The organism is Cupriavidus necator (assembly GCF_013141915.1).
GTDB classification, from domain to species: domain Bacteria; phylum Pseudomonadota; class Gammaproteobacteria; order Burkholderiales; family Burkholderiaceae; genus Cupriavidus; species Cupriavidus necator_B.
Genome location: NZ_SROX01000002.1, coordinates 126,750 through 152,283, shown reverse-complemented (window position 1 = coordinate 152,283; position 25,534 = coordinate 126,750). Strand labels below are relative to the sequence as shown.

Genomic DNA, 25,534 nt, shown 5'->3' with positions numbered 1-25,534 from the left:
GATACCTGCAGGCTAACCCGGCTCACCGTGGTTGCCGCCGTGGCCGCCATCGTGGCTGCCGTGCAGCCGTGCGCGGGTGCCGGACGATGCCGTGCAGCACACCAGGAAATATGCGCGCTTGAAATGCAGCGCCGCTTCGAGCCTGCGCCCGGCGGCAGCCTCGTCAAAGGCCGCCTGCAGGCAGCGCGCGATGCTGTCGGCGGTGCCGCCTTGCTCGAACAGGCCGGGCGCGCGCTGCTCCCACAAGCGCATCAGCACGGCGCGCCGCTGCGCCAGCGTATGCGGGGGCCAGGCGTGGTCGCGGCTCAGCAATTCCAGCCGCGTCGCCAGCAGCGTTTCCAGCAGCATGGTGGGCCGCGCAAAGCGGGTGGGAGACGCTGCCTCGTGCGTTGCCGATGCAGCGGACGTCGCGGGCACGGCGGGCGTTGCCGCGGCATCGACCAGTGCCGCAGGCAGGGGCGTGGCGTTGGGCGAGCGGTCGGTCATGACGGACAGCCTGGCGCAGCCGGGCGCGACACGACCACCCAGCACGTGACAGCCGCGGCTTTCATTCCGTGGCCGCTTCGGGGACGGATTCTTCGGCGTCGGCCATGGCGACGGCCGCCGCGGGCTGCGCCAGTGGCTCGGCGGCCCGGATGCGCAGCACGGTCTGGCGCGACGTGCTGAAGCGCCGCGCGGTCTCGCTGACCGAATACCCCGCGGCGAGCGCGCTCAGGATGGCATGGCGCTGTTCAGGCGTGTGCTTGGGCGGACGGCCGACCTGGCGCCCCATGGCCTTGGCCGCGGCCAAGCTCTCGCGCACGCGTACGCTGCGCGTCGCGCCTTCCAGCGCGGCCACCGCGCGCAACACCTCGACGGCTTCAGGCGGTGTTGCGTTGGCCAGGTCGTCGCGCGATAGCTGCACGCAGTACAGCGCCACGCCCAGCAGACGGAAGCGCCGGACCGTGGCCAGCACTTCGGGCACGCTCCAGCCCAGGCTGCACAGGCGCAGCGCCACTACCGCGTCGCCCGCCTGCACCTGGTGCTGCAGCGCGCGCAGGCGCGGGCGCTGCAACGCCGCCACCGACGCCGGCGCGGCTTCCCAGAAGACGTGTTGCGGGTCGATGCCATAGCCGGCGGCGCTGGCGCCCTGCAGTTCATCCTGGACCGCCGACACGGCATCGGCGCAATTCGAGTAGAGGAAGGTGGTCGGCATGATGGTGTCGGACGGCGCGGACGCCGCACGCTGGTGATGGCGGTTCGGACAGAGGGTCTGTTCCGGCTTGCGGGTCCTGCCGCAACTTTCATGCCGCGCGTCGCGGCGCATGGCCTGGCCGGCGCAACGTGATACCGGCGCGGCAACGCGATGCGGGACTTCGGGCGTTGCCTCACGCGCCGCCGCGGGCACAATTACAAGGCTTCGCGCAGGAATTGCAATGACTGGCAGGCCGGCTCGCCGTGTGCGCGCCGCCGCGCTGATGCGGCGCGGGCACGGAACCTGCCTGCGTTCCGGGGCGAAGCCGGAGTGCCGGCTCCCCACCAGGAGAAAACCGTGGACAAGTCGAAGATCCCCGCAGACCAGGCCGAGGCCCTCGGTGCCTTGATGGACGATCACCGTGCAGCGAAGAAGCAGTTCAAGGCGTTCAAGGACACCGAGGACCGCGGCGAGAAGGAATCGATCGCGCTCGAGGTGTGCCACCAGCTGACCGTGCATGCCACCATCGAGGAAGAAATCTTCTATCCGGCGTTGCGGGGTGTCAGCGACGAGATCGACGACATGCTCGACGAAGCCCAGGTGGAGCACCAGGTGGCCAAGGACCTGATCGCCGCGATCGAGGAAGATCCGGCCGGCGACATGCTCGAGGCCAACTACACAGTGCTGTCGGAATACGTCTCCCACCACATCGAGGAAGAGGAAGGCGAGCTGTTCAAGAACGTGATCAAGGAAAAGATCAACCTGCGCGACGTGGCGCAGGCCATGGCCGCGCGCAAGGAAGAGCTGATGCGCGAGACCGCCTGACGCCGCGTTGCCGGGCGGGGCGTGCGCGGCGCCCCGCCGCTTCAGCGGATTTGAAGGACTCGCACAAGCCGGTGCCTCCCACGGGCGCCGGCCGGGCGTTAACATCACGCCCTGATTTCCTGCCGTCCCGTGACTGCCCCATGACCTTTGTCGTGACGGATGCCTGCATCCAGTGCCGCCATACCGATTGCGTCGAAGTCTGCCCGATGTCGTGCTTCCATGAAGGGCCGAACTTCCTTGCAATCGATCCCGACCAATGCATCGACTGCTCGCTGTGCGTGCCGTTGTGCCCCGTCGGCGCGATCTATTCCGAGCATGATGTACCGGAACACCAGCGCCATTTCATCGCGCTCAATGCCGAGTTGTCGCGGCGGCCGGACTGGCTGCCGCTGTTGAAGGCCAAGGGGCCGATCGATGGCCATGAGCAGTGGGCCGGCCATCCTGAGCGCCTGTCGTTGCTGCGGCGCTAGCGCGGCGGCGTATCGCTGTAGTTGTCACGGTAGTTCGGGAACGCTTCTGGCAAGGTCTGCACGGTTCCGGTCAGCGTGCCGTCATAGCCGGGCAGCGCATTGACGCGCTGGCGGAAGGCCTCGCTGGTCAGGGCCCCGACCGCACCTGCCAGCGCCGCGCTGCGCAGCTTGGCGCGCTCGATCGCGAAGAAGTAGCGCTCCTTGATCACTGGCACGAAGGCCAGCCCGAAGCGCCGCGCCGCGGTTTCCACGCCAAAGCCCACGTCCGCCATGCCGCTGCCGATGTACGCGGCCACCGCGGCGTGGGTGAACTCCCCATTGCTGTAGCCCTCGATGCGCGCGGCGTCGATACCGCGCGCCGCCAGCATCAGGTCCAGCAGCAGCCGCGTGCCCGAGCCGACCTGCCGGTTGACGAAGCGGACTTCGCGCCGGGTCAGGTCTTCGAGCGTATGGATGGCGAGCGGGTTGCCCGGGCGCACGAACAACCCCTGGCTGCGCACTGCCAGATGCACCAGGCAATGGGTCTCGGGCTTGAGCCAGGTGGTGAAGTGGCGCCACATGCCGTGCTCGAACTCGCCCACCGGCACATGGAAGCCGGCGATGTCGCAGGCGCCTTCGGCCAGCGCTGCCACGGCCTCGACGCTGCCGCAGTACTTCAGGTCGTGGCGCACCTGCTGCTCGTCGAGGAAGTCGCGCAACGCCGCCACCGCGAAGCCGTGGCTGGCATGCAGCCGCGCGGTGGCCTCGGGCTGGGCCATCAGCTTCTTCAGCTCGATCTCCAGCTCGGACGCGAGACTGTCCAGCGTCGGCGACAGCCGCGCGCCGATCCGCTTGCTGGCCCACACCAGCTGCTGCGCCAGCGGCGTCAGCGCGCTGCCGCGACCGCGCGTCTTGTCGATCAGCGGGCCGCCGAACAGCGCCTCGGCATCGCGCAGGATGCCCCAGGCATAGCGGTACGACAGCGAGACCGCCTGCGCTGACTGGCTGATGCTGCCGGATTCCCCGATATGGCCGAGCAGGGCTACCAGCCGGGACACGTCCAGCGGCTCGCCGCCCGGATGGGCGTCGTCGCGGATCTGCAAGTGGGGTTGGATCGAGATACGAAGCATATGTAGAAAATAGCTTATTGAACGGTCGCTGTCACTCTCATATAGTCCGCCTAACGGGCGAAACGGCGATCCGGTAGCTCGGAAATAGGAAAAAAATAGCATATAAGCGGGATCCAGGCAGGCATTGCCGCCGGTCCTGGCGAGCCCTCACAGGAGACGCCATGCCAGATATTGCCCCCCACGCACCGGGTGCAGCCGGTGCCCCGGCAGCCCCCGACGCTGCCGCGCGCATTGCCGGCATCGTCGCGGCACGCCAGCACATGCCGGGTGCCCTGCTGCCGATCCTGCATGAGATCCAGGACACCCAGGGCTTTATCCCCGACACCGCCGTGCCCCTGATCGCCCGCGCGCTGAACCTGTCGCGCGCCGAGGTGCACGGCGTGATCACGTTCTACCATCACTTCCGCCAGCAGCCTGCCGGTCGGCATGTGGTGCAGGTGTGCCGCGCCGAGGCGTGCCAGGCCGTGGGCGCCGAGGCGCTGGCCGCGCACGCCCAGCGCGCGCTGGGCTGCAGCTTCCATGAAACCAGCCCGGACGGGCAGGTGACGCTTGAGCCGGTCTATTGCCTGGGCCAGTGTGCCTGCGGACCGGCGGTAATGGTCGGCGAGCAGCTGCACGGGTATGTCGATGCCGCGCGCTTCGATACGCTGGTGCGCGCCTTGCGCGCATCCACTACCACATCCCCGGCCAACGCGGAGGCCCAGGCATGAGCCCGACCACCACCATCTTCGTGCCGCGCGACTCCACCGCGCTGGCGCTGGGCGCCGATGACGTTGCGCGCGCCATCGCGCGCGAAGCCGAGGCCCGTGGCGAGCCGGTTCGCATCGTGCGCAACGGTTCGCGCGGCATGTTCTGGCTGGAGCCGCTGGTCGAGGTGCAGACCGCCGCTGGCCGCATGGCGTACGGGCCGGTCAGCGCGGCCGACGTGCCGGGGCTGTTCGATGCGGGCCTGCTGCAGGGCGGCGTGCACGCGCTGCGGCACGGCCTGACCGAGGAGATCCCGTTCCTGAAACGGCAGGAGCGCCTGACCTTCGCCCGCGTCGGCATCACCGATCCGCTGTCGCTCGACGACTACCGCGCGCATGAGGGCTTCGTCGGCCTGGAACGGGCGCTGGCGATGACGCCGGCCGGGATCGTGCAGGAGGTCACCGACTCCGGCCTGCGCGGCCGCGGCGGTGCGGCGTTCCCGACCGGCATCAAGTGGAAGACCGTGCTCGGTGCGCAGTCAGCGGTGAAGTACATCGTCTGCAATGCCGACGAGGGCGACTCGGGCACGTTCTCCGACCGCATGGTGATGGAAGACGATCCCTTCATGCTGATCGAAGGCATGACCATTGCCGGGCTGGCGGTGGGCGCGGAGCAGGGCTACATCTACTGCCGCTCCGAATATCCGCACGCCATCGCGGTACTGGAAAGCGCGATGGGCATTGCCAGCGCCGCCGGCTGGCTCGGCGACGACATCCGCGGCAGCGGCAGGCGCTTCCATCTCGAGGTGCGCAAGGGAGCGGGCGCCTATGTCTGCGGCGAGGAGACCGCGCTGCTGGAGAGCCTCGAAGGCCGGCGCGGCGTGGTGCGCGCCAAGCCGCCGCTGCCGGCGCTGAAAGGGCTGTTCGGCCAGCCCACGGTGATCAACAACGTGATTTCGCTGGCCACCGTGCCGGTCATCCTGGCGCGCGGTGCGCAGTACTACCGCGACTACGGCATGGGCCGTTCGCGCGGCACGCTGCCGTTCCAGCTGGCCGGCAATATCCGGCACGGCGGGCTGGTGGAGAAGGCGTTCGGCGTCACGCTGCGCGAGCTGCTGGTCGACTACGGTGGCGGTACGCGCAGCGGCCGCGCCATCCGCGCGGTGCAGGTGGGCGGGCCGCTGGGCGCCTACCTGCCCGAGTCGCGCTTCGATGTGCCGCTCGACTATGAAGCCTATGCCGCCTTCGGCGGCGTGGTCGGCCACGGCGGCATCGTGGTATTCGACGAAACCGTCGACATGGCGAAGCAGGCGCGCTACGCGATGGAGTTCTGCGCCATCGAATCGTGCGGCAAATGCACGCCGTGCCGGATCGGCTCGACCCGCGGCGTCGAAGTGATGGACCGCATCATCGCCGGCGAGCAACCGGTCAGGCACGTCAAGCTGGTGCGCGACCTGTGCGACACCATGCTCAACGGCTCGCTGTGCGCGATGGGCGGCATGACGCCGTACCCGGTGCTGTCCGCGCTGAACGAATTCCCCGAGGACTTCGGCCTCGTATCCAATCCGGCCAGGGCCGCCTGAGCCAGGTCCAGCAGAGACACGGGAGACAAACCGCCATGAACGCCCGCAACGAGATTGATTTCGGCACGCCCGCCAGCCCATCGACCGAACTGGTCACCCTGGAAGTCGACGGCGTCCGCGTCACCGTGCCGGCCGGCACTTCGGTGATGCGCGCCGCAATGGAAGCGCAGATCGCCGTGCCCAAGCTGTGCGCCACCGATAGCCTCGAAGCGTTCGGCTCGTGCCGGCTGTGCCTGGTCGAGATCGAGGGGCGTCGCGGCTATCCGGCATCGTGCACCACGCCGGTCGAGGCTGGCATGAAGGTCAGGACGCAGAGTGACAAGCTGGCCGACCTGCGCCGCGGCGTGATGGAGCTGTATATCTCCGACCACCCGCTCGATTGCCTGACCTGCCCGACCAACGGCAACTGCGAGCTGCAGGACATGGCCGGCGTGGTCGGCCTGCGCGAAGTGCGCTACAACGATGGCGGCCCGCAAGCCGCGTCGGGCGTGCCGACCGCCACGCACACGCAGATGAAGAAGGACGAGTCCAATCCCTACTTCACCTACGATCCGTCCAAGTGCATCGTCTGCAACCGCTGCGTGCGCGCCTGCGAAGAAACGCAGGGCACGTTCGCGCTGACCATCAGCGGCCGCGGCTTCGACGCGCGCGTCTCGCCCGGCACCAGCCAGCCGTTCATGGAGTCAGACTGCGTCTCGTGCGGCGCGTGCGTGCAGGCCTGCCCGACCGCGACCCTGACCGAGACCTCGATCATCAAGCTGGGGCAGCCTTCGCACAGCACCGTGACCACCTGCGCCTATTGCGGCGTGGGCTGTTCGTTCAAGGCCGAGATGAAGGGCAATGAAGTGGTGCGCATGGTGCCGTACAAGGACGGCAAGGCCAACGAGGGCCACGCCTGCGTCAAGGGCCGCTTTGCCTGGGGCTACGCCACGCACAAGGACCGCATTCTCAAGCCGATGATCCGGGCAAAGATCACCGATCCGTGGCGCGAGGTGTCGTGGGAAGAGGCGATCGACTATGCCGCGTCGGCATTCAAGCGCATCCAGGCGCAGCACGGCAAGGACTCGATCGGCGGCATCGTGTCGTCGCGCTGCACCAACGAAGAGGGCTACCTGGTGCAGAAGCTGGTGCGCGCGGCGTTCGGCAACAACAACGTCGACACCTGCGCGCGCGTGTGCCATTCGCCGACCGGCTACGGCCTCAAGCAGACGCTGGGCGAATCGGCCGGCACGCAGACCTTCAAGTCGGTCGAGAAGGCCGACGTGATCATGGTGATCGGCGCCAACCCGACCGATGGCCATCCGGTCTTTGCCTCGCGCATGAAGAAGCGCCTGCGCGCCGGCGCAAAGCTGATCGTGGTCGATCCGCGCCGCATCGACCTGGTCGATTCGCCGCATATCCGCGCGGATTTCCACCTGCAGCTGCGCCCGGGCACCAACGTCGCGCTGGTGACCTCGCTGGCGCATGTGATCGTCACCGAAGGCCTGCTCAACGAAGCCTTTATCGCCGAGCGCTGCGAGGACCGCGCTTTCCACCAGTGGCGAGACTTCGTCGCGTTGCCGGAGAATTCGCCCGAGGCGATGGCAAGCGTCACGGGCATCCCGCCCGAACAACTGCGCGGTGCTGCGCGCCTGTACGCCACCGGTGGCAACGCCGCGATCTACTATGGCCTGGGCGTGACCGAGCATGCGCAAGGCTCGACCACCGTGATGGGCATCGCCAACCTGGCCATGGCCACCGGCAATATCGGCCGCGAGGGCGTGGGCGTGAACCCGCTGCGCGGGCAGAACAACGTGCAGGGCTCGTGCGATATCGGCTCGTTCCCGCATGAGCTGCCGGGCTACCGCCATGTGTCGGACTCGACCGTGCGCGGCCTGTTCGAAGATGCCTGGAAGGTCGAGATCAGCCCGGAGCCGGGCCTGCGCATCCCCAACATGTTCGAGGCCGCGCTGGCCGGCAGCTTCAAGGGCCTGTACTGCCAGGGCGAGGACATTGTCCAGTCCGACCCGAACACGCAGCACGTGTCCGAGGCGCTGTCGTCGATGGAATGCATCGTGGTGCAGGACATCTTTCTGAACGAGACCGCCAAGTACGCGCACGTATTCCTGCCGGGCTCGTCGTTTCTGGAAAAGGACGGCACCTTCACCAACGCCGAGCGCCGCATTTCGCGCGTGCGCAAGGTGATGCCGCCCAAGGCGCGCTATGCCGACTGGCAAGCCACCATGCTGCTGGCCAATGCGCTCGGCTACCCGATGGACTACCAGCATCCGTCCGAGATCATGGACGAGATCGCGCGGCTGACGCCGACCTTCGCGGGTGTCAGCTACCAGCGCCTGGAACAGCTGGGCAGCATCCAGTGGCCGTGCAATGCCGACGCGCCGGAAGGCACGCCGACCATGCATATCGATGCCTTCGTGCGCGGCAAGGGCAAGTTCATCATCACCAAGTACGTGCCCACCACCGAGAAGATCACGCGCGCCTTCCCGCTGATCCTGACCACGGGGCGCATCCTGTCGCAGTACAACGTCGGCGCGCAGACGCGGCGGACCGACAACGTCCACTGGCATGCCGAGGACCGGCTGGAAATCCATCCGCATGATGCGGAAGAGCGCGGCATCAAGGATGGCGACTGGGTCGGGGTGCAGAGCCGCGCCGGCGACACCGTGCTGCGCGCCATTGTCAGCGAGCGCATGCAGCCGGGCGTGGTCTACACCACCTTCCACTTCCCCGAGTCCGGCGCCAACGTGATCACCACCGACAACTCGGACTGGGCCACCAACTGCCCCGAGTACAAGGTCACCGCGGTGCAGGTGCTGCCGGTGGCGCAGCCGTCGGCATGGCAGCAGCAGTACCATGACTTCAACGCCACCCAGCTGCGGCTGCTGGAAGCGGCCAGCGCCGATCCGGCGCAGGCCGCGGGCTGAGCGGAGGGCGACGCGATGATGCGCTGCATGCAGCCGCCGGAACAGGATCCGGCCACGGCGCAAGACGCCGTGACAGCCACCCACACCACCTTCGCGGTCAACCGCTGGCGCGGCGGCGAGCTGATGCTGGGCCCCGACCAGGTGGCCGAGGAAGTGCCGGTGGCGCTGGAGTACAACGGCATCTCGCACGCGGTGATGCTGGCGACGCCGGCCGACCTGGAAGACTTCGCGCTCGGCTTCAGCCTGAGCGAAGGCATCGTCGGCAGCGCGCGCGAGGTCTACGACATCGAGATCGATACGCGTGCCCAGGGCATCGCCGTGCGGCTGGAGATCGCCTCGGCCGCCTTCATGCGGCTTAAGGACCGGCGCCGCTCGCTGGCCGGGCGGACCGGCTGCGGGCTATGCGGCACCGAATCGCTGGAACAGGTGATGCGGGCACCCGCGCCGGTGCAAAGCACGGCGAGCTTCCACACCGACGTGATCCAGGCCGCCTTCATGCAATTGCAGCTGCGCCAGGCCTTGCAGCGCCATACCGGTGCCACCCATGCCGCCGCATGGCTGCGCGCCGACGGACACGTTTCGGTGGTGCGCGAGGACGTCGGCCGCCACAACGCGCTGGACAAGCTGGCCGGCGCACTGGCCCGCGGCGGCGAGGACATCGCCGGCGGCGCGGTGCTGGTGACCAGCCGCGCCAGCTATGAAATGGTCCTGAAGACGGCCGCCATCGGCGCTGGCGTGCTGGCGGCGGTGTCCGCGCCGACCGCGCTGGCGGTGCGGCTCGCCGAACAGGCCAACATTACCCTGGCTGGTTTCGTGCGCGCCGGCGCGCACGTGGTCTATGCCCATCCCCAACGTCTGCAACACGAAGCGAGCCTGGCATGAAGATCGACAACCTCATTACCATGGCCAACCAGATCGGCAGCTTCTTCGAGGCCATGCCGGATCGCGAGGAGGCCGTCGCGGATATTGCCGGGCATATCAAGCGGTTCTGGGAACCGCGCATGCGCCGGGCGTTGCTCGGGCATGTCGATGCCGAAGCCGGCAGCGGGCTGCTCGATATTGTGCGGGAAGCGCTGGGCAGGCATCGGCAGATCCTGGAGTAGCGGAGGGGCGGGCCGTCTTGCCGGCTGCCCCAGCGGACCCTCACTTCAACCGCAACGGCTCCAGCAACGCCCCGTCATACTCCCCCCGCGAAATCCTGCCAAGCTCCAGCATGCGCCGCAGGATATAAACCTGCCGCTGCCGCGCCCGCCTGGGATTCGCCACCGGATTATTGGCCGAGGGGGCCTTCGGCAGCCCCGCCAGCATCGCGCACTCGGCCAGCGTCAGCTGGTCCAGCCGCTTGCCGAAGTAAGTCCGTGCGGCATCGGCAAAGCCATAGGCGCCCTGGCCCAGGTAGATCTTGTTCAGGTACAGCTCCAGGATCTCGTCCTTGCTGAGCGCCTTTTCGATCCGGTACGACAGCAGCACCTCATACAGCTTGCGCGTGTAGGTCTTGTCCCGCGATAGATAGAAATTGCGCGCCACCTGCATGGTGATGGTCGACGCCCCCTGCGAGAGCTCGTCCGACAGGTTGGCGACGCCGGCGCGGATGACACCGACGTAGTCGATGCCATCGTGCAGGTAGAAGCGTTCATCCTCGATCGCCACCACGGCCTCGGTCAGCGCGCGCGGCATCTTGCCGATCGGCACGTAGTCCGGCGTATGACGGAACGCGGTGAGCGCGTCGAGCGAAGGCAGCTGCCGGTTGGCGGCCAGGATGGCGACGGCGGCCAGCAGCGCGCCGCCGATCACGGCGAGCAGCAACAGCCTGGCCAGGGCGGAGCAGAGGCTTTTCATGGCGCGTATTGTGCCAGCCGCCACGGGCCCCGCGTGCGCGAGCGGCAGTGATCTGAAATAATTGGCGCCGACCATGAAGGTTCTGCTACGCGGTCTCAGGGCCGGGCTGGACCCGGCGGCGCTGCGCAAGGCGCCGGCGCGGTATGCGAAGATCCGTCCCGTGGAACTCGTGAAGGAAGGCGACCGCCGTCCCCCGTGGGCCTGGGGCGATATCGACGCCGCAGCCGCGCGCCTCGCAACGACAATCTGGAAAGAACAATGCTCAAGTGGCTTCAACGCGCGGCATGCCCGCACGCCTTCGCGGCCGTGCCGCAATCCCCCGCGGCGGCCGGCGCCGCGCAGGCGATGCATGACCTGGTCTTCGAACGCATCAGCAACGCGCGCGACCTCGGCGGCCTGGTTGGCGCGGAGGGGCGCCGCGTGCGCCACGGCCGGCTGTACCGCAGCGGCAACCCGGCGCTGGCCAGCGCCGCCGACCTGGACCGGCTGCAGGCGCTCGGGCTCGACATGGTGGTGGATTTCCGCTCGCCGGGCGAAAAGTCACCAGGCGAAGCGGCCTTCGGCCAGCGCTTCCGCTGGCAGGCGGTGCCGGTCCTGGAGGGCAGCATGGCAATGGATGTGCTGATGCCGCGCCTGCGCGCCAGCACGCCGGCGCAGATGGATGCGTTCATGCACGAGGTGTACCGCGATTTCCCGGTGCGCTACCGCGCGGCCTTCGGGGGCTTCATGCAGACCGTGCAGGGCGGCCAGACGCTGCTGTTCCACTGCACCGCGGGCAAGGACCGCACCGGCTTTGCCGCGCTGCTGTTGCTGGCGGCACTGGGCGTGGGCCAGGACGATATCCTGGCCAACTACCTGGAATCGAACCAGCGCAATGCGCAGTTCAACGCGGCGGCGCTGGCGCAGATGGGCGAACTAGGGATCGACGCGGCGGTGATGACGCCGCTGCTGGAAGTCCGGGCCAGCTATCTCGAGGCATCGATGCAGGCCATTGACGCAGGCTGGGGCGGCGTCGGCAACTATCTGCGCGACGCGCTGCAGGTCGACGTGGCGCAACTGCGCGCACATTACCTGGCCGGCTGAGTCACAGCTTGCCGCGGTCGCGCAGGATGCGCGCGGTGCTCAGCGCGATCATCCCTTCCTCGTCGGTCGGCAGCACCAGTACCGGCACGCGGCTGTCGTCGCGGCTGATGCGCTGGCTGTTGCCGCCGTTGGCGCCGGCATCGAGCGCGATGCCGAACAGCCCGGCCAGGTGTTCGCAGATGCGCGCGCGCACCGGCGGCGAGTTGGCGCCGATGCCTGCGGTAAATACCAGCGCATCGAGTCCGCCCAGTGTGGTGGCCAGCTTGCCGATTTCCTGCGCGGCACGATAGGCGTAGAAATCCACCGCCAGCCGCGCCCGCGGCGCATCGCTGGCGAGTAGCGCGCGCATGTCGCTGCTGACGCCGGACAGGCCCTTGAGCCCGGATTCCTGGTACAGCATCGACTGGATCTCGGCGGCGCTCATGCCTTGCTGCGCCAGCCACAGCAGCGCGCCCGGATCGACCGCGCCGCAGCGCGTGCCCATCGGCAGCCCATCGAGCGCGGTCAGGCCCATGGTGCTGTCGACGCTGCGGCCGTCGCGCAGCGCGCACAGGCTGGCGCCGTTGCCCAGGTGCGCCACCACCACGCGGCCTTCGGCGAGGTCGGGCGCCACCTGGCGCAACCGGCGCGCGATGTATTCATACGACAGGCCGTGGAACCCGTAGCGCCGGATGCCGCGCTCGAAGTACGCATAAGGCAGCGCCATCAGCTGCGCCAGCACGTCGTGGCCGGCGTGGAAGGCGGTGTCGAAGCACGCCACCTGCAGCAGCTCCGGCATGGCCTGGCGCACCGCGCGGATCGCTGTCAGGTTGTGCGGCTGGTGCAGCGGCGCCAGCGGCACCAGCGCTTCCAGGTTTTCGATCACCGTGTCGTCGATGCAGACCGCCTGCGCATAGCCGGCGCCGCCATGCACTACGCGATGGCCGATCGCCACCGGCGGGTGGTCGCGCAGGCCCACGCTCAGCACCAGGCGCACCAGGCGGAAGGCGGCATCGTGGTCGGCCACTTGCGCCTGCGGGAAGGTCTCGTCGGCGACCACGCGGCCGTCGGCCATGCGCGCGCTCAGGCGCGGCGCGACCCCGATGCCTTCGATCTGGCCGTGCGCGCTCAGCACCGGGTTGACGTCGGCGTTGCCGTGCGCGGCCTCGGGCACGGCGTAGACCGAGACCTTGACGCTGGACGAACCGGCGTTCACGACGAGGATGACGGCAGGCGCGGCGGTGTGGGGTGCAGTCACGCTGGAAAGCTCCGTAGTCAAGGCACAGTCGGCACGGCCCGCGTCAGACCTCGGGCGCGGCTTCGGCGCTGCGGCGCGCGTGCGCCAGCAGCACTGCAATGGCACAGCTGCCGATGCGTGCGCGCACGCTGTCGGCGCGGCTGGTCAGGATGATGGGCACGCGCGCGCCCAGCACGATGCCGGCGGCTTCTGCCCCGGCCAGGAAAGTCAGCTGCTTGGCCAGCATATTGCCGGCTTCCAGGTCCGGCACCAGCAGGATGTCGGGGTCGCCGGCAACGTCCGAATCGATGCCCTTGGTGATCGCGGCCTCGCGGCTGATGGCGTTGTCGAAGGCGAGCGGGCCGTCGAGCACGCCGCCGGTGATCTGGCCGCGCCGCGCCATGATGCACAATGCGGCGGCGTCGATGGTCGAGGGGATCTTGTCGGTGACGGTCTCGAGCGCGGACAGGATCGCGACCTTGGGGCGCTCGATCCCGAGCGTGCGCAGCAGGTCGATCGCGTTGCGGCAGATATCGGCCTTCTCGTTCAGCGTGGGGAAGATATTGACCGCGGCGTCGGTGATGAACAGCGGCTTGTGGTAGCGCGGCACATCCATGGCGAACACATGCGACAGGCGCCGCCCGGTGCGCAGCCCGCTGGCCGACGCGGTCACCTCGTGCAGCAGCTCGTCGGTATGCAGGCTGCCTTTCATCAGCAGCTCGGCCTCGCCGGCGCGCACCGCCTCGACCGCGCGCGCGGCCGACGCGTGGCTGTGCGGCGTGTCGATGACGGCGGTGTCCGCCAGCGCCATGCCGTGCTCCGCCGCGACTTGCCGGATGCGCGCCGCGGGCCCGACCAGGATCGGCACGATCAGGCCCAGCTGCGCAGCCTGCAGCGCGCCACCCAGCGAAGCCGCATCGCACGGATGCGCCACCGCGGTGGGGATCGGCGGCAGCCCGGCGCAACGTGCCAGCAGCGCGGCGTATTTGTCGGACGCCGGTGCGGCGGGCGCGGCAAGTTCGGACATGGCGGACATGGCGGCGGTCATGACGATGTTCCGTGAACAAGGCAGCGGTCAGGGTACCGGGCTTGGGGCCTGGCGTCCAGCGTGGCCCAGGCCCGCGCGGCGGTGCTGGCGGGGGCCGCGGGACGGATCGCCAAATGGGATTGGCGGGATTACCATAGCCGCGTTTCGGACTTCACTGCGGTGCCGGCCAGCGGCGCCCGACTGCCATGCTTGAACTCCAGGGAGCCATCTGGTTCCGCTCCGGCTCGCAGGACTGGGGCGGCAAGGACCGCATCGCCCTGCTTGCCGCGATCGGCGCACACGGCTCGATCACCGCCGCCGCGCGCGCGGTCGGCATCAGCTACAAGGCCGCGTGGGACGCCATCGACGCGATGAACAACAGCGCCGGCGAGCCGCTGGTGGTGCGCGCCGCGGGCGGCAAGGGCGGCGGCGGCACGCGCCTGACCGCGCGCGGCGAACAGCTGATCCGCACCTACCGCGCGCTGGAAGACGAGCACCGGCGCTTTGTCGCGCAGCTGTCGCGCCTGGGCGAGGGCGCGGCCGACGATATCCACCTGATGAGGCGAATGATGATCAAGACCAGTGCGCGCAACAAGCTGTTCGGGCGCGTGGCCAGTGTGATGGGCGGGGCGGTCAACGACGAGGTCGTGCTGGAACTGGCCGGCGGCCAGCGCATCGTCGCCACGATTACGCATGAGAGCGTCGAGACGCTGGAGCTGGCCGCGGGCGTGGAGGCGTTCGCGCTGGTCAAGGCGTCGTCGGTGCTGGTGGGGCTGCCCGATCCCGGGATGCGGCTGTCGGCGCGCAACCAGCTGGCGGGCGTGGTGTCGCGCGTGATGCCCGGCGCGGTGAACGCCGAGGTGGTGATCGAACTCGACGGCGGCGGCACGATCGCGGCGATCGTCACCAACGGCAGCGTCGAGGCGCTGGGCCTGCAGGCCGGCGTGGCCGCGGTGGCGGTGTTCAAGGCATCGAGCGTGATCCTCGGCGTGATGGGATGACCGCCGCGGCGTGCAATAATAGCCGCCCCGAAAGCATGTCGTTCCCCCCGCAATGCACGCCGCGCTGGCTGGCTTTTCCCTCGGTCTTTCCCTGATTCTTGCCATTGGTTCCCAGAATGCGTTCGTGCTGCGGCAAGGCCTGCGGCGCGAGCATGTGTTCTGGGTCTGCCTGGTGTGCGCGCTGTCGGACGCGCTGCTGATCCTGCTGGGCGTGTCCGGCTTTGCCGTAATGATCCGCCAGCTGCCGTGGCTGGGTCTGGCGATGCGCTATGGTGGCGCAGCCTTCCTGACCTGGTATGGCGCGCGCAGCTTTATCGCGGCGTGGCGCTCGAACGCGGTGCTGGACCCCAGCGATGCCGCGCCGCGACCGCTGGCGCCGACGCTGGCGGTGTGCCTGGCGTTCACCTGGCTGAACCCGCATGTCTATCTCGATACGGTGATGCTGATCGGGTCGGTGTCGACCCAGTTCGCCGGCCATGCGCGCGAATTCGCCGCCGGGGCCATGACCGCGTCGTTCCTGTTCTTCTTTGCTTTAGGCTATGGCGCGGCGCTGCTGCGGCCCGTGTTCGCGCGGCCGCGGGCGTGGCAGGTGCTGGAAGTGGTGATTGGCATCACCATGTGGGTGATTGCCGCGCGTTTGCTGATCGGTTGAACCGCAGGAGTACGGATGCCAAGAAACGTCGAGATCAAGGCCCGCATCGACAGCGTCGAGTCGCTGCTGCCGCGCGCCGCGGCGCTGGCCGACCACGGGCCGGAATACATCCGCCAGGACGATACCTTCTTCCGCTGCGCCAACGGCCGCCTCAAGCTGCGCGAGTTCGCGCCCGACCGCGGCGAACTGATCTTTTATGCGCGCGCCGATGCGGCCGGCCCGAAAGAGAGTTTCTACATCCTGTCGCCGACGCCATCGCCCGGCACGCTGCGTGCCGCGCTGGCCGCCGCGCACGGGGAGGGCGGGCGGGTGCGCAAGCTGCGCACGCTGTACCTGGCGGGACGCACGCGCGTGCACCTGGACCGGGTCGAGGCGCTGGGCGATTTCCTCGAGCTGGAAGTGGTGCTGGCCGATGCGGAAAGCGTCGAAGACGGCGTGGCCGAGGCCCACGCGCTGCTGGCGCGGCTGGGCATTCCTGCGTCGGCCCTGATCGAAGGTGCCTACGTCGACCTGCTGCGCGCGGCTCAGGCCACGCGCGCCGACACTGGCGCGTAGACCGGCGGATGGTGGCGGCTGGTGCCGCTGCCGAAGATCCGGCCTTCGCGGATCTCCAGCACGTGGTCGCCCAGCGCCTCGACGTCGGCGGGGTCGTGCGAGATCACCAGCATCGGCACATCCAGGCTGGCCTGCAGCGTGCGCAGTTCCGCCCGCATGCGGGCGCGCAGCGCGGGGTCCAGCGCCGAGAACGGTTCATCCAGCAAGACGATATCGGGCTGCGCCACCAGCGCACGCGCCAGCGCCACGCGCTGCTTCTGCCCGCCGGAAATCTCCGCCGGATAATTGCCGACGATCTCGGCCAGGCCAAAGGCATCGATCCAGCGCTGCGCTTGCGGCTGCACCGCGCCGCGGCGCGGATTGCGCCAGCCGCGCGCCAGGCCGAAGGCGATGTTCTGGCCCACGGTCAGGTGCGGGAACAGCGCATATTCCTGGAACAGGTAGGCCACGCGGCGCTGCTGCGGGCGCACGTCGATGCCGGCGTCGGCGTCGAACAGGGTGCGGCCGTTCAGCACGATGCGGCCGCTGTCCGGCGCCAGCAGGCCGGCGATGGCACGCAGCGTCAGGCTCTTGCCCGCGCCAGAGGGGCCGAACAGCGCAATGCGCCGGCTGGCCGAATCGAAATCGATATCCAGGGCAAAGTGGCGGTCGGCCGAGACCATCTGCTTGCGGATGCTGACGTGCATGCTCATGGCGATATGCGGGGCCCTGGCGTTAGCGGACGCGCGGGCGCAAGCGCCGGCGTTCATAGTGTTCAGCGGGGTTGCGCGCGGCCGCCGGCACCATGCGTCCGGCAACCACCAGCAGCAGCACGCAGGTGACGGAAGTCACCAGCACCAGCAGGTTGGCGGTGTTGTCGTCGCCGGCCTGCACCGCCTCATAGATCGCGACCGACAGCGTCTGCGTGCGCCCGGGCAGGTTGCCCGCGACCATCAGCGTGGCGCCGAATTCGCCCAGCGCGCGGGCAAAGGCCAGCAGCACGCCGGCGATGATGCCGCGCGCGGCCAACGGCAGCGTGACGCGGAAGAAGATGCCGGCTTCGGGTACGCCCAGCACGCGCGCGGCGTTTTCCAGCTGGTGGTCGACGCCTTCGAAGGCGGCGCGCGCGGACTTGAGCACCAGCGGGAAGGCGACGATGGTCGAAGCCAGCACCGCCCCCTGCCAGGTGAAAACCAGTTCGATGCCCAGCCGCGCCAGCCACTCGCCGAACACGCCACGGCGTCCCACCAGTACCAGCAGGTAGTAGCCCAGCACTGTCGGCGGCAGCACCAGCGGCAGCGTCAGCACCGCATCGACCACGTCGCGCAGCGGCGAGCGCCAGCGCGCCAGCGCCCAGGCCGCGCCGACGCCGAGCACGGCGTTCAGCGCGGTGGCCCAGCCGGCCACCTTCAGCGACAGCAGCAACGGTACCCAGACGGCATCCATGGTGCGCGGCGCGGCGTCAGGGCTTCTGGAAGCCGAACCGCGACAGGATCGCCTGGCCTTGCGGCGAGGCGACATAGTCGACAAACTGCGCCGCGGCCTGCGGCTGGCGGGCCTGGCTGGTGATGGCGATCGGGTAGGTCACCGGCGTGCCGCTGGGCACGCGCACGGCCACCCTGACCTTGTCGGGCATCACCGTGGCATCGGTGGCAAAGACGAAGCCGGCCTCGACCTCGCCGCGCGCGACGTAATCGAGGCTCTGGCGCACGTTCTGCGCCGGCACGCCCTTGGCGGCCACCGCGTCCCACAATCCATCGGCTTGCAGCGCTGCGCGCGTATAGCGCCCCACCGGCACCGAGGCCGGGTTGCCGTAGGCGATGCGCCGGACTTCTGGGCGCTTCAGGTCCTGCAGCGACGCGATGGCGAGCTTGCCGTCGGCCGGCACGATCAGCACCACCTGGTTGGCGGCGAAGTTGCGGCGCGAGCCCGGCGCGATCACCTTCTCGGCCTCGGCCTTGTTCATCGCCTCCTGGTCGGCCGAGGCGAACACATCGGCCGGCGCGCCCTTGACGATCTGCTGCATCAGCACGTCGGAAGCGCCGAAGTTCAGTACCACGTGCGTGCCGGGGTGGGCGCGCTCGTAGGACTCGGCCAGCGACTTGAAGGCGTTGGTGAGGCTGGCCGCGGCCGATACCACCAGGTCGGCGGCGCAGGTGGGCGGGGCCACCAGCGCCAGCGCCGCGGCGGCGGCCAGCAGCAGCCCGCGGCGGCGGGAACGAAAGGCAGGCATCGGAATCCTCGGGAATCGGCCCCGGCATGCATCGCAAGCGCGGTCAGGCCGGAGGGGACGGTCAGGCGCAATATACGTCTGTATATAGCGACGCGTCAATGATGCGCCATGACGGCAGTCATGGGTATTCCGACGGCCATAAGTGGAGTATCAGGGACAGCGAATGTGCCCCGCGCAAAGCGGCTGGCGCAGCCCGGCGCCAGCCGGCCCCCGGCTTCAGGCCGGCGGCGTGCCTTCCTTGAACATCGTTTTCAACTGGCTGCGCAGCTCAGGCGTGTCCTGATGCTGGTGCACTGCCACTGCGTGCTGGACCGCGGCTTCCAGCAGTTCGTCTTCGCTGTCGGCGCTCAATGCGACCGTGCAGTGGGTGTCGCTCGGGTAGTCGCGGCAATCGATAAACTTGCGTGCCATGATGCCTCCTGACGCCGGCCCGCAGCATGGGCGGGGCCGGTGCATCCAGTATAGGCAGGCGCGCCGGCCGCTACAGCACCGGCGTCAGCACCTTGCCGCCGGCGAGGAAGGCATCCAGGTTCTGGAGGGTCAGCGCGGTCATGGCGGCGCGGGTTTCGTGCGTGCCGCTGGCCACGTGCGGCGCCAGCACGACATGGTCCATGGCCATCAGCGCCGGCGGCACGTTGGGCTCGTCCTGGAACACATCGAGGCCCGCGCCGCCGAGACGGCCTTCGCTCAGGGCCGCGACCAGCGCCGCCTCGTCGACCACGCTGCCGCGCGACACGTTGACCAGGATGCCACGGGGCCCGAGCGCGTCGAGGATTTCGCGCGACACCAGCCCCGCGGTCGAGGGCCCGCCGACGGTCGCCACCACCAGGAAGTCGGCCCACGCTGCCAGCGCCTTCAGGTCCGCCTCGAAGCGCCATGGCGCGCCTTCGCGCGAGCGGCGGTTGTGGTAGGCGATCTCCATGTCGAAGCCCTGCGCGCGGCGCGCGACGATCTCGCCGATGCGGCCCAGGCCGAGGATGCCCAGCTTCTTGCCCGATACGCGCGTGGTCAGCGGGAAGCCACCCTGCGGCCAGCGCCCGGCGCGCACGAAGCGATCGCCATGGGCGATGCCGCGCGCCGCATCCAGCAGCAGCCCGAAGGCCAGGTCGGCGACGCAGTCGTTGAGCACGTCGGGCGTGTTGCTGACCTGGATGCCGCGTGCGCGGGCGGCGTCCAGCGCAATCGCGTCATAGCCGACGCCGAAGCTGACGATGGCCTCCAGGCGCGGCAGTGCATCGATCAGCGCGGCACTGCAGCCGTGGCGCGCCGAGGTCACCACCACGCGGGCCTGCTGCGCTTCGCTGCGCGCCCAGGCAATGGGATCGGCCTGCTGCCACAGCGCCGCGGCGCCGTACTGTTGTTGCAGGGTGGTGTTGGTCTGCGGTGCGAGCGGGCCGACCTGGAGAATCTGGGGAGCGGGCATTGGGGACGAGGAGGTCGAGGCGTGACGGGCAATGTTAGCGCAAGGGTCCGGCCCGCGCCGGCGCGCAGTCAGCCGCGGGCGTGCAAGCTGTGCGATGTTCGGGCAGCGTGCCACGTGCACGGGCCCCGGGTTATGCTGCCATCCTCGCGGCTTGCCGCCACGCCATGCTTCTTTCACCCGCCATGACCACCATCTACCTCGCCGGCTTTGACGTGTTTCGCAAGGAGGCGCGCGCCTGGGGCGAGCACCTCAAGGCGCTGTGCGCGGCGCATGGTTTCACCGGCCTGTATCCGCTCGACCAGGCCGCGCCCGCGGGCCGCAGCGGACCCGACACCGCGCGCTGGATCTATGACGCCAATCTTGCGCTGCTGCGGCGCGCGGACCTGGTGATGGCCAACCTGGATGACTTCCGCGGCCCCGGCGAACCGGATTCCGGCACGGCGTTCGAGGTCGGCTTTGCCGTGGCACTGCAGAAGCCCGTGTGGGGCTACAGCGCCGATCCCGGCACGCTGCGCGAGCGCGTCACGGTGGCCGTCGATGCGGACGGCACGCCGCTGGATGCGCGCGGCTTCACCGTGGAGGACTTCGGCCTGGGCAAGAACCTGATGCTGGCATGCTCGGTCCGGCTGGTGCCGGGCGGCGCGGCCGAGTGCCTGGCGGCAATCGCCGCCGCCCAGCGCGACGGCTAGCGCCGCAGCGACTGCACGCCGGCCGCGATATCCCGGGCCGTGCTCGCCACGATCTCGCGGTAAGCCGTCACCACGCCCTCGACCGCGCCCGGCGCGGGCAGTTCGGCCTGGGTGCTGCCGCTGACCACCTTGCCGTCGGGCAGCCGCCGCACGGTCCAGTTGATGGTAGCGCCCGCACGCTGGCCCAGGTCGGCATCGAGCCGCAGCACTTCGGTGGTGATGCGGTACAGCGGCTGCACGTCGGACAGCCCCTGCTGGTAGGTGTCGACCGCGCCCAGCGTGGCCTGCAGGCGCTGCGACAGCGCATCGCGCAGCTCGTCCGGCAGCGGCGCGGACCAGCGCGACAGGTCCAGCAGGCGCAGGCTGGCATCGCTGCCGTTGCCGCCATCGCGCACCACCAGTTGTGGCCGGTTGAGGCGCTCCGGCACGCGCACCGGCGCGACTTCGAGCCAGAGCGTGTCGGTCGATGGGGCCGCTGCCGGCGCCGGCGCCGCCATGGCGCCCGGCCCCTGCGCCAGCGTGTAGTAGCGCGGCTCGGGCGAGGCGCAACCGGCCAGCACCGCCGCGGCGACGCTGGCGCAGACCAGGGTGAGCGGAACGCGCTTCATCATTCTTTCTCCGGCTTGCCGCGCAACAGCGCTTCAGGGTGGCGTTCAAGGTAATCGGTCAGCGCGCGCAGCGACGTGGCGGTGCGCGTCAGCTCCTGCAGCATGCGCCGCGTGTCCTGCTGCAGCGGTGCGTCCGACGCCAGCGTGCCGTTGGCGGTGCTCAGTGTCTTGCGCGCATCCTGCAGCGCCGCGAGCACCTGCGGCGCGACATCGCCGTTGAGCTGCTGCACCAGCTTGTCGGCGGTGGCCAGGGTCTGGTTCAGGCTGGCCACGGTGGTGCGCAGGTCCTGGCCGATCTGGTCGAACGGCACCTTGTCGATGCGGTTGACGATGTCGCCCACCTGCGCCTGCAGCTGGTCGAACGTGCCCGGCGTGGTGGCGAACTCCGGAATCGGCGCGTCCAGGTCAACCTTGGCCGGTGCCGCCTTCGGGAAGAAGTCGAGCGCCACGTACAGCTGGCCGGTGAGCAGGTTGCCGGTGCGCAACTGCGCGCGCATGCCACGCTGCAGCAGGCCCTGGATGATCTTGCGCGCGCGTTCGCGGTCTTCGACGTCGCGCTCGCGGAAGCCCATGCGCGACGGGTACAGCTCGACCACCACCGGCATGCGGAAGGCGCGCTTCTCGCGCTGGAACTCGATGCCGATCGAACGCACCTGGCCCACGATCACGCCGCGGAAGTCTACCGGCGCGCCCGGCGACAGCCCGCGCACGGACTGGTCGAAATTGAGCACCGCCAGCGTGGGTGCCAGCTCTTCCGGCTCCTTCATCGCCTCGGCCTGGTCCCCGGCCAGCAGGAACTGGGTGTTCTCGGCGGCGGCCTCGGTGGCGGTGGTGTGGTCCGGCGCCTGGAAGGCGACGCCGCCCAGCAGCACCGTCACCAGCGATTGCGTCGACAGCTTGAGGCCGCCGGCGTCGAGCTTCAGGTCAACCCCGCTGGCATGCCAGAAGCGCGTGTCGGCGGTGACCAGCTTGTCATAGGGCTTGTTGACGAACACGCGCAGCGTGAGGTCGCGCCCGTTGGGATCCAGCTGGTAGGCCACCACCTGGCCCACCAGCACGCGCCGGTAGTAGACCGGCGAACCGATATCGAGCGAACCCAGCTCGGCCGCGCGCAGCACGAACTGCTTGCCGGAAGCGTCGGTGGTCACCACCGGCGGCACTTCCAAGCCCTTGAAGTCGCGCGCGGATTCTTTCGACTTGCCCGCATCGACGCCGATATAGGCGCCGGACAGCAGCGTCTCCAGCCCCGATACGCCGCTCGCCGCGAAGCGCGGGCGCACCACCCAGAAGCGGGTGTCGGCCACGGCGAAGTTTTCGGCGTCCTTGGTCAGGTCGATCGTCGCCAGCACGTGCGAGCGGTCGCGCGCCAGCCGCACTGACTTGACCAGGCCGATGTCGACGTCCTTGTAGCGCACCGCGGTCTTGCCGGGCGTGAGGCCTTCGGCGGTGCGGAAGGTGACGGTGATCTCGGGCCCGCGCGAGGCCAGCGTATGCACCAGCAGCGAGATGCCGACCACGGCCGCGACAATCGGGATCAGCCACACCAGCGACGGCAGCCAGCGGGCGCGGCGCCGGCGTTCGGGCCGCGGCAGGCCGGACGGCGGTGGCGAGGGCGGCATGGCATCCGCGGGGGCTTGGTTGTCAGTGTCGGGCATTGTCAGGTTCCAGCGAATCCCACAGCAGGCGCGGATCGAAGCTGAGCGAGGCCAGCATGGTCATGACCACGACCGCGCCGAAGGCGAGCGCGCCGCCGCCGGGGATGATAGTGGCCAGCGCTCCGGCCCGCACCAGCGAGGCCAGCAGCGCCACCACGAAAATATCGAGCATCGACCAGCGGCCGATCACCTCCACCAGCCCGTACAGCCGGGTCTGCTGGCGGATCCGCCAGCTCGAGCGGAAATGCACGGACAGCAGCAGGAAGGTCAGGATCACCATCTTCAGCAGCGGCACGACGATGCTGGCGATCAGCACCAGCACGGCCAGCATGTGCGAGCCGGATAGCCACAGGTAGATCACGCCCGACAGGATGGTGTCCTGCTGCGTGCCGAGGATGGACCGCGTCACCATCACCGGCAGTACGTTCGCGGGAATATAGAGGATGTAGGCGGCCAGCAGGAAAGCCCAGGTGCGCGCCAGGCTGTCGGGCTTGCGATGGTGCAGGGTCGCGCCGCAGCGCGGGCAGGGCGCGCCTTCCAGCGTGCGCGGGCTGACCAGGTCGCAGGCGTGGCAGGACAGCAGGCCCAGACGGCTGGCGGTGGGCACCTGCGGCAGCGGCGTGCTTTCGTCGTCGTCGGTCAGCTCGGCCACCACCTCGCGCGCGAGCCGGCGCGGGCGGGCAAGACGGCCCGTGGGTGGAGCGGGGGGACGGGGCGGCCGCGGCGGTGCTGTCATCTGCGCTCCGCGTCCGCCGCCGTGGCGTTGTCGGCGGGCGTTTCCAGATAACGCCACAGGTCGCGCGGATCGAACGACAGCATCGCGGCCAGCACGATCACCAGCGCGGCGAACGACCACAGCGCAATGCCCGGCAGCACGCGCGCCATGGTGGACAGCTTCACCAGCGTGACCAGCACGCCGATCATGAAGACCTCGATCATGCCCCAAGGCCGGGTCTGGCGGATGCCGCGCACGATGCGGTCGAAGCCGGGCGGCATCCGGTGCTGCGCCATCGGCACCAGCAGGTAAGCCATCATCAGCAGTTCGGACAGCGGAAACAGGATGGTGGTGGCGAACACCAGCGCCGCCACCAGCGCCATCTGGTCCGCATACAGCGCTTGCACCGCGCCCAGCAGCGTGGTCTGGGTGCGTACCCCTTTCAGGTCCATCTCGACGATGGGGTAGGCGTTGGAGACCAGGAACAGGATCAGCGCGGTAATCACCAGCGGCAGCAGGCGGTGGTAATGCCGCCGGCTCTCGCGGTAGAGCTCGCCCCCGCAGCGCAGGCACAGTGCGCGCTCGCCGGGCGAAATCGGCATGCGCTCGTAGACCGCGTCACAGTATTCGCATGCCACCAGCCGGTGCAGCGCCGCCGGCGAGGAGTCTGGCGGCGCGGTATCGGGCGGTGCCGGAGGTGCGTCGTGTGCTGCCATCAGCCGGACCGCTTGCCGGTGGCGGCCGGCGGCACATCGGGGTTGTCGACCACGGCCGGGGCCGCCGGGGCCGGCGCGGACGCCAGCGCCGCGCCTTGCTGCAGGTCGCGATGCAGTTCGCCCTGCGAGCCGATGGTCCAGTCGCGCAGCAGCGCATAAGCCACCGCGAGCAGCGTCGGGCCGATGAACACGCCCAGGAAGCCGAACGCCAGCGCGCCACCCAGCACGCCCAGCATGATCCAGATCAGCGGCATGCCGGTGCCCTTGCTGATCAGCAGCGGCTTGACGATGTTGTCTGCCATGCTGACCACGCCCACGCCCCAGACCACCAGGAAGATGGCCCAGCCGGTGGCGCCGGTGTGGTACAGCCACAGCGCGGCCGGCAGCCACACCAGCGGGGGCCCGACCGGCACCACCGACAGGAAGAAGGTGACGAAGCCCAGGATGGCGGCGCCGGGCACGCCCGCGATCCACAGGCCGATGCCGGCCAGCACGGCCTGGATGAAGGCCGTGCCCAGCACGCCGTAGACCACGCCCTTGACGGTGCTGCCGGCCAGCTCCAGCAGGTGGTCGGCGCGCTCGCCGGCGATGCGGCGCATGCCGGCGCGCAGCCAGGCGATGGCGAACTCGCCGCCAGTGTAGAAGAAGAACGCCAGGATGATCGACAGCGCCAGTTGGCCCAGGCCGGCGCCGATCGACAAGCCCGCGCCCAGCAGCACGTGCCCGACCGGCGCGATCAGCTTGCGCAGGTTGGCGACCATCTCGGAATCGGCGTTGATGACGCTGTCCCACGAGCTTTGCAGATAGGCGCCGACATAGGGCAGGCTGCTCAGCCACAGCGGCAGTTGCGGCAACCCCTGCTCCATATAGCGGTCGACCAGCGCGGCCAGGTCATCCAGGTGCGCGGAAAAGCTGGCCCCGGCGTAGACGAACGGGCCCAGCACGATCACCGTGGCCACCAGCACGCAGATCAGCGCGGCCAGGCCGCGCCGGTTGCCGAGCCAGCGCGACAGCACGGTGTACGGGTGCCACGAGCTGAACGCCAGGATTGCGCCCCACAGCAGCGCCGTGGTGAACGGCGCCAGCACCAGCAGCGAGCCGCCGATCAGCACGATCAGTGCGAATACGGCGGCGATTTTCTCAATTAACTGGCCGGAACTCATGGTGGGGCTCTCCCTTGGCCCCGGCGGTGTGACGGGGACGGCGTAAATATAGCTTACGTCGGTGTGGGATGAGGGGAAACCCGGGGGAGAGGGATAGTCGTCACGATGGACGAGGCGCTTGCGCGGGGAGCGGCGTGTTGCTTGGATGGGCACAAGGCCGCGGGTTGACCGCGTTGATGGTGGGGTGCGGCGGCGGGCACCGACCCCAC

28 protein-coding genes are annotated in these 25,534 nt (G+C 69.3%); 12 read left to right on the top strand and 16 right to left on the bottom strand.

Going from position 1 to position 25,534, the window contains the following annotated elements:
• Positions 1 to 12: 12 nt before the first annotated feature.
• A complete protein-coding gene (locus E5S69_RS05670) occupies positions 13 to 486 on the bottom strand; it encodes a hypothetical protein (protein WP_171514051.1) in 474 nt (157 codons plus the stop codon).
• A gap of 61 nt (positions 487 to 547) precedes the next feature.
• Positions 548 to 1,195, bottom strand: a complete 648-nt coding sequence (locus E5S69_RS05665) for a recombinase family protein (RefSeq protein WP_171514050.1) — start codon at positions 1,193 to 1,195, stop codon at positions 548 to 550.
• Positions 1,196 to 1,531: 336 nt separating this feature from the next.
• Between E5S69_RS05665 and E5S69_RS05660 the strand changes: the two genes are divergently transcribed.
• Together E5S69_RS05660 and fdxA are read left to right on the top strand one after the other, a co-directional pair.
• Positions 1,532 to 1,999: a hemerythrin domain-containing protein gene (locus tag E5S69_RS05660; RefSeq protein WP_171514049.1), complete on the top strand. Its 468-nt coding sequence runs from the start codon at positions 1,532 to 1,534 to the stop codon at positions 1,997 to 1,999.
• A gap of 140 nt (positions 2,000 to 2,139) precedes the next feature.
• A complete protein-coding gene (gene fdxA / locus E5S69_RS05655) occupies positions 2,140 to 2,469 on the top strand; it encodes a ferredoxin FdxA (RefSeq protein WP_171514048.1) in 330 nt (109 codons plus the stop codon).
• Here the strand turns inward: fdxA and E5S69_RS05650 are convergent.
• Entirely contained in the window at positions 2,466 to 3,578 is a 1,113-nt protein-coding gene (locus E5S69_RS05650) for a substrate-binding domain-containing protein (protein WP_171514047.1), read from the bottom strand. The two genes, fdxA and E5S69_RS05650, sit on opposite strands and share 4 nt — an antisense overlap.
• A gap of 161 nt (positions 3,579 to 3,739) precedes the next feature.
• Here E5S69_RS05650 and E5S69_RS05645 point away from each other — a divergent pair, with 161 nt between their 5' ends.
• The 5 genes from E5S69_RS05645 to E5S69_RS05625 are packed head-to-tail and all read left to right on the top strand — an operon-like array spanning position 3,740 to position 9,874.
• Positions 3,740 to 4,288 carry a formate dehydrogenase subunit gamma gene (locus tag E5S69_RS05645; protein ID WP_171514046.1) on the top strand — a complete coding sequence of 183 codons (549 nt, stop codon included), beginning with the start codon at positions 3,740 to 3,742 and terminating at the stop codon, positions 4,286 to 4,288.
• Positions 4,285 to 5,847: a formate dehydrogenase beta subunit gene (locus tag E5S69_RS05640; RefSeq protein WP_171514045.1), complete on the top strand. Its 1,563-nt coding sequence runs from the start codon at positions 4,285 to 4,287 to the stop codon at positions 5,845 to 5,847. Before E5S69_RS05645 ends, E5S69_RS05640 begins: the two co-directional genes overlap by 4 nt.
• A 35-nt stretch (positions 5,848 to 5,882) precedes the next feature.
• Entirely contained in the window at positions 5,883 to 8,771 is a 2,889-nt protein-coding gene (fdhF, locus tag E5S69_RS05635) for a formate dehydrogenase subunit alpha (protein ID WP_171514044.1), read from the top strand.
• Positions 8,772 to 8,786: 15 nt separating this feature from the next.
• Positions 8,787 to 9,653 carry a formate dehydrogenase accessory sulfurtransferase FdhD gene (fdhD, locus tag E5S69_RS05630; protein WP_171514043.1) on the top strand — a complete coding sequence of 289 codons (867 nt, stop codon included), beginning with the start codon at positions 8,787 to 8,789 and terminating at the stop codon, positions 9,651 to 9,653.
• Positions 9,650 to 9,874, top strand: a complete 225-nt coding sequence (locus E5S69_RS05625) for a formate dehydrogenase subunit delta (RefSeq protein WP_171514042.1) — start codon at positions 9,650 to 9,652, stop codon at positions 9,872 to 9,874. Before fdhD ends, E5S69_RS05625 begins: the two co-directional genes overlap by 4 nt.
• A gap of 40 nt (positions 9,875 to 9,914) precedes the next feature.
• Here E5S69_RS05625 and E5S69_RS05620 read toward each other — a convergent pair whose 3' ends face one another.
• Positions 9,915 to 10,610 (bottom strand): transglycosylase domain-containing protein, encoded by a 696-nt coding sequence (locus E5S69_RS05620; RefSeq protein WP_171514041.1) that lies wholly within the window; start codon positions 10,608 to 10,610, stop codon positions 9,915 to 9,917.
• Positions 10,611 to 10,868: 258 nt separating this feature from the next.
• Here E5S69_RS05620 and E5S69_RS05615 point away from each other — a divergent pair, with 258 nt between their 5' ends.
• Positions 10,869 to 11,693: a tyrosine-protein phosphatase gene (locus E5S69_RS05615; protein WP_171514040.1), complete on the top strand. Its 825-nt coding sequence runs from the start codon at positions 10,869 to 10,871 to the stop codon at positions 11,691 to 11,693.
• Between the two features lies 1 nt (position 11,694).
• Here E5S69_RS05615 and E5S69_RS05610 read toward each other — a convergent pair whose 3' ends face one another.
• Both E5S69_RS05610 and E5S69_RS05605 read right to left on the bottom strand, forming a co-directional pair.
• Complete coding sequence (locus E5S69_RS05610; protein ID WP_171514039.1) at positions 11,695 to 12,930, bottom strand: acetate/propionate family kinase; 1,236 nt, start codon at positions 12,928 to 12,930, stop codon at positions 11,695 to 11,697.
• A gap of 43 nt (positions 12,931 to 12,973) precedes the next feature.
• Positions 12,974 to 13,957: a phosphate acetyltransferase gene (locus E5S69_RS05605; protein WP_171514038.1), complete on the bottom strand. Its 984-nt coding sequence runs from the start codon at positions 13,955 to 13,957 to the stop codon at positions 12,974 to 12,976.
• Between the two features lie 185 nt (positions 13,958 to 14,142).
• Here E5S69_RS05605 and E5S69_RS05600 point away from each other — a divergent pair, with 185 nt between their 5' ends.
• The 3 genes from E5S69_RS05600 to E5S69_RS05590 are packed head-to-tail and all read left to right on the top strand — an operon-like array spanning position 14,143 to position 16,144.
• Positions 14,143 to 14,937 carry a TOBE domain-containing protein gene (locus E5S69_RS05600; RefSeq protein WP_171514037.1) on the top strand — a complete coding sequence of 265 codons (795 nt, stop codon included), beginning with the start codon at positions 14,143 to 14,145 and terminating at the stop codon, positions 14,935 to 14,937.
• 52 nt (positions 14,938 to 14,989) lie between these two features.
• The gene (locus tag E5S69_RS05595; RefSeq protein ID WP_171514036.1) at positions 14,990 to 15,589 is read left to right on the top strand and encodes a LysE/ArgO family amino acid transporter; all 600 of its coding nucleotides are present in this window, start codon (positions 14,990 to 14,992) and stop codon (positions 15,587 to 15,589) included.
• A gap of 15 nt (positions 15,590 to 15,604) precedes the next feature.
• Positions 15,605 to 16,144 carry a class IV adenylate cyclase gene (locus tag E5S69_RS05590; protein WP_171514035.1) on the top strand — a complete coding sequence of 180 codons (540 nt, stop codon included), beginning with the start codon at positions 15,605 to 15,607 and terminating at the stop codon, positions 16,142 to 16,144.
• On the opposite strand, the gene E5S69_RS05585 is transcribed toward E5S69_RS05590, so the two are convergent.
• The 5 genes from E5S69_RS05585 to E5S69_RS05565 all read right to left on the bottom strand — a co-directional run bounded on the left by E5S69_RS05585 (position 16,114) and on the right by E5S69_RS05565 (position 19,779).
• Entirely contained in the window at positions 16,114 to 16,836 is a 723-nt protein-coding gene (locus E5S69_RS05585) for an ATP-binding cassette domain-containing protein (RefSeq protein ID WP_171514034.1), read from the bottom strand. The two genes, E5S69_RS05590 and E5S69_RS05585, sit on opposite strands and share 31 nt — an antisense overlap.
• A 22-nt stretch (positions 16,837 to 16,858) precedes the next feature.
• Positions 16,859 to 17,569, bottom strand: coding sequence for a molybdate ABC transporter permease subunit (gene modB / locus E5S69_RS05580; RefSeq protein ID WP_171514033.1), 711 nt, complete (start codon positions 17,567 to 17,569; stop codon positions 16,859 to 16,861).
• 16 nt (positions 17,570 to 17,585) lie between these two features.
• Positions 17,586 to 18,356 carry a molybdate ABC transporter substrate-binding protein gene (gene modA, locus E5S69_RS05575; RefSeq protein ID WP_171514032.1) on the bottom strand — a complete coding sequence of 257 codons (771 nt, stop codon included), beginning with the start codon at positions 18,354 to 18,356 and terminating at the stop codon, positions 17,586 to 17,588.
• 216 nt (positions 18,357 to 18,572) lie between these two features.
• Entirely contained in the window at positions 18,573 to 18,767 is a 195-nt protein-coding gene (locus tag E5S69_RS05570; protein ID WP_171514031.1) for a DUF1059 domain-containing protein, read from the bottom strand.
• Between the two features lie 70 nt (positions 18,768 to 18,837).
• On the bottom strand, positions 18,838 to 19,779 hold the full coding sequence (locus E5S69_RS05565; protein WP_171514030.1) for a 2-hydroxyacid dehydrogenase: 942 nt from the start codon (positions 19,777 to 19,779) through the stop codon (positions 18,838 to 18,840).
• A gap of 182 nt (positions 19,780 to 19,961) precedes the next feature.
• Between E5S69_RS05565 and E5S69_RS05560 the strand changes: the two genes are divergently transcribed.
• Entirely contained in the window at positions 19,962 to 20,468 is a 507-nt protein-coding gene (locus E5S69_RS05560; RefSeq protein ID WP_171514444.1) for a nucleoside 2-deoxyribosyltransferase, read from the top strand.
• On the opposite strand, the gene E5S69_RS05555 is transcribed toward E5S69_RS05560, so the two are convergent.
• The 5 genes from E5S69_RS05555 to E5S69_RS05535 are packed head-to-tail and all read right to left on the bottom strand — an operon-like array spanning position 20,465 to position 25,325.
• Positions 20,465 to 21,079, bottom strand: a complete 615-nt coding sequence (locus E5S69_RS05555; protein ID WP_171514029.1) for a PqiC family protein — start codon at positions 21,077 to 21,079, stop codon at positions 20,465 to 20,467. The two genes, E5S69_RS05560 and E5S69_RS05555, sit on opposite strands and share 4 nt — an antisense overlap.
• Positions 21,076 to 22,731: an intermembrane transport protein PqiB gene (locus E5S69_RS05550; RefSeq protein WP_171514028.1), complete on the bottom strand. Its 1,656-nt coding sequence runs from the start codon at positions 22,729 to 22,731 to the stop codon at positions 21,076 to 21,078. The genes E5S69_RS05555 and E5S69_RS05550 overlap by 4 nt, the downstream gene beginning before the upstream one ends.
• Complete coding sequence (locus tag E5S69_RS05545) at positions 22,718 to 23,467, bottom strand: paraquat-inducible protein A (RefSeq protein WP_171514027.1); 750 nt, start codon at positions 23,465 to 23,467, stop codon at positions 22,718 to 22,720. Before E5S69_RS05545 ends, E5S69_RS05550 begins: the two co-directional genes overlap by 14 nt.
• Positions 23,464 to 24,162, bottom strand: coding sequence for a paraquat-inducible protein A (locus tag E5S69_RS05540; protein ID WP_171514026.1), 699 nt, complete (start codon positions 24,160 to 24,162; stop codon positions 23,464 to 23,466). The genes E5S69_RS05545 and E5S69_RS05540 overlap by 4 nt, the downstream gene beginning before the upstream one ends.
• Positions 24,162 to 25,325 carry an AI-2E family transporter gene (locus E5S69_RS05535; protein ID WP_171514025.1) on the bottom strand — a complete coding sequence of 388 codons (1,164 nt, stop codon included), beginning with the start codon at positions 25,323 to 25,325 and terminating at the stop codon, positions 24,162 to 24,164. Before E5S69_RS05535 ends, E5S69_RS05540 begins: the two co-directional genes overlap by 1 nt.
• Between the last annotated feature and the right edge of the window lie 209 nt (positions 25,326 to 25,534).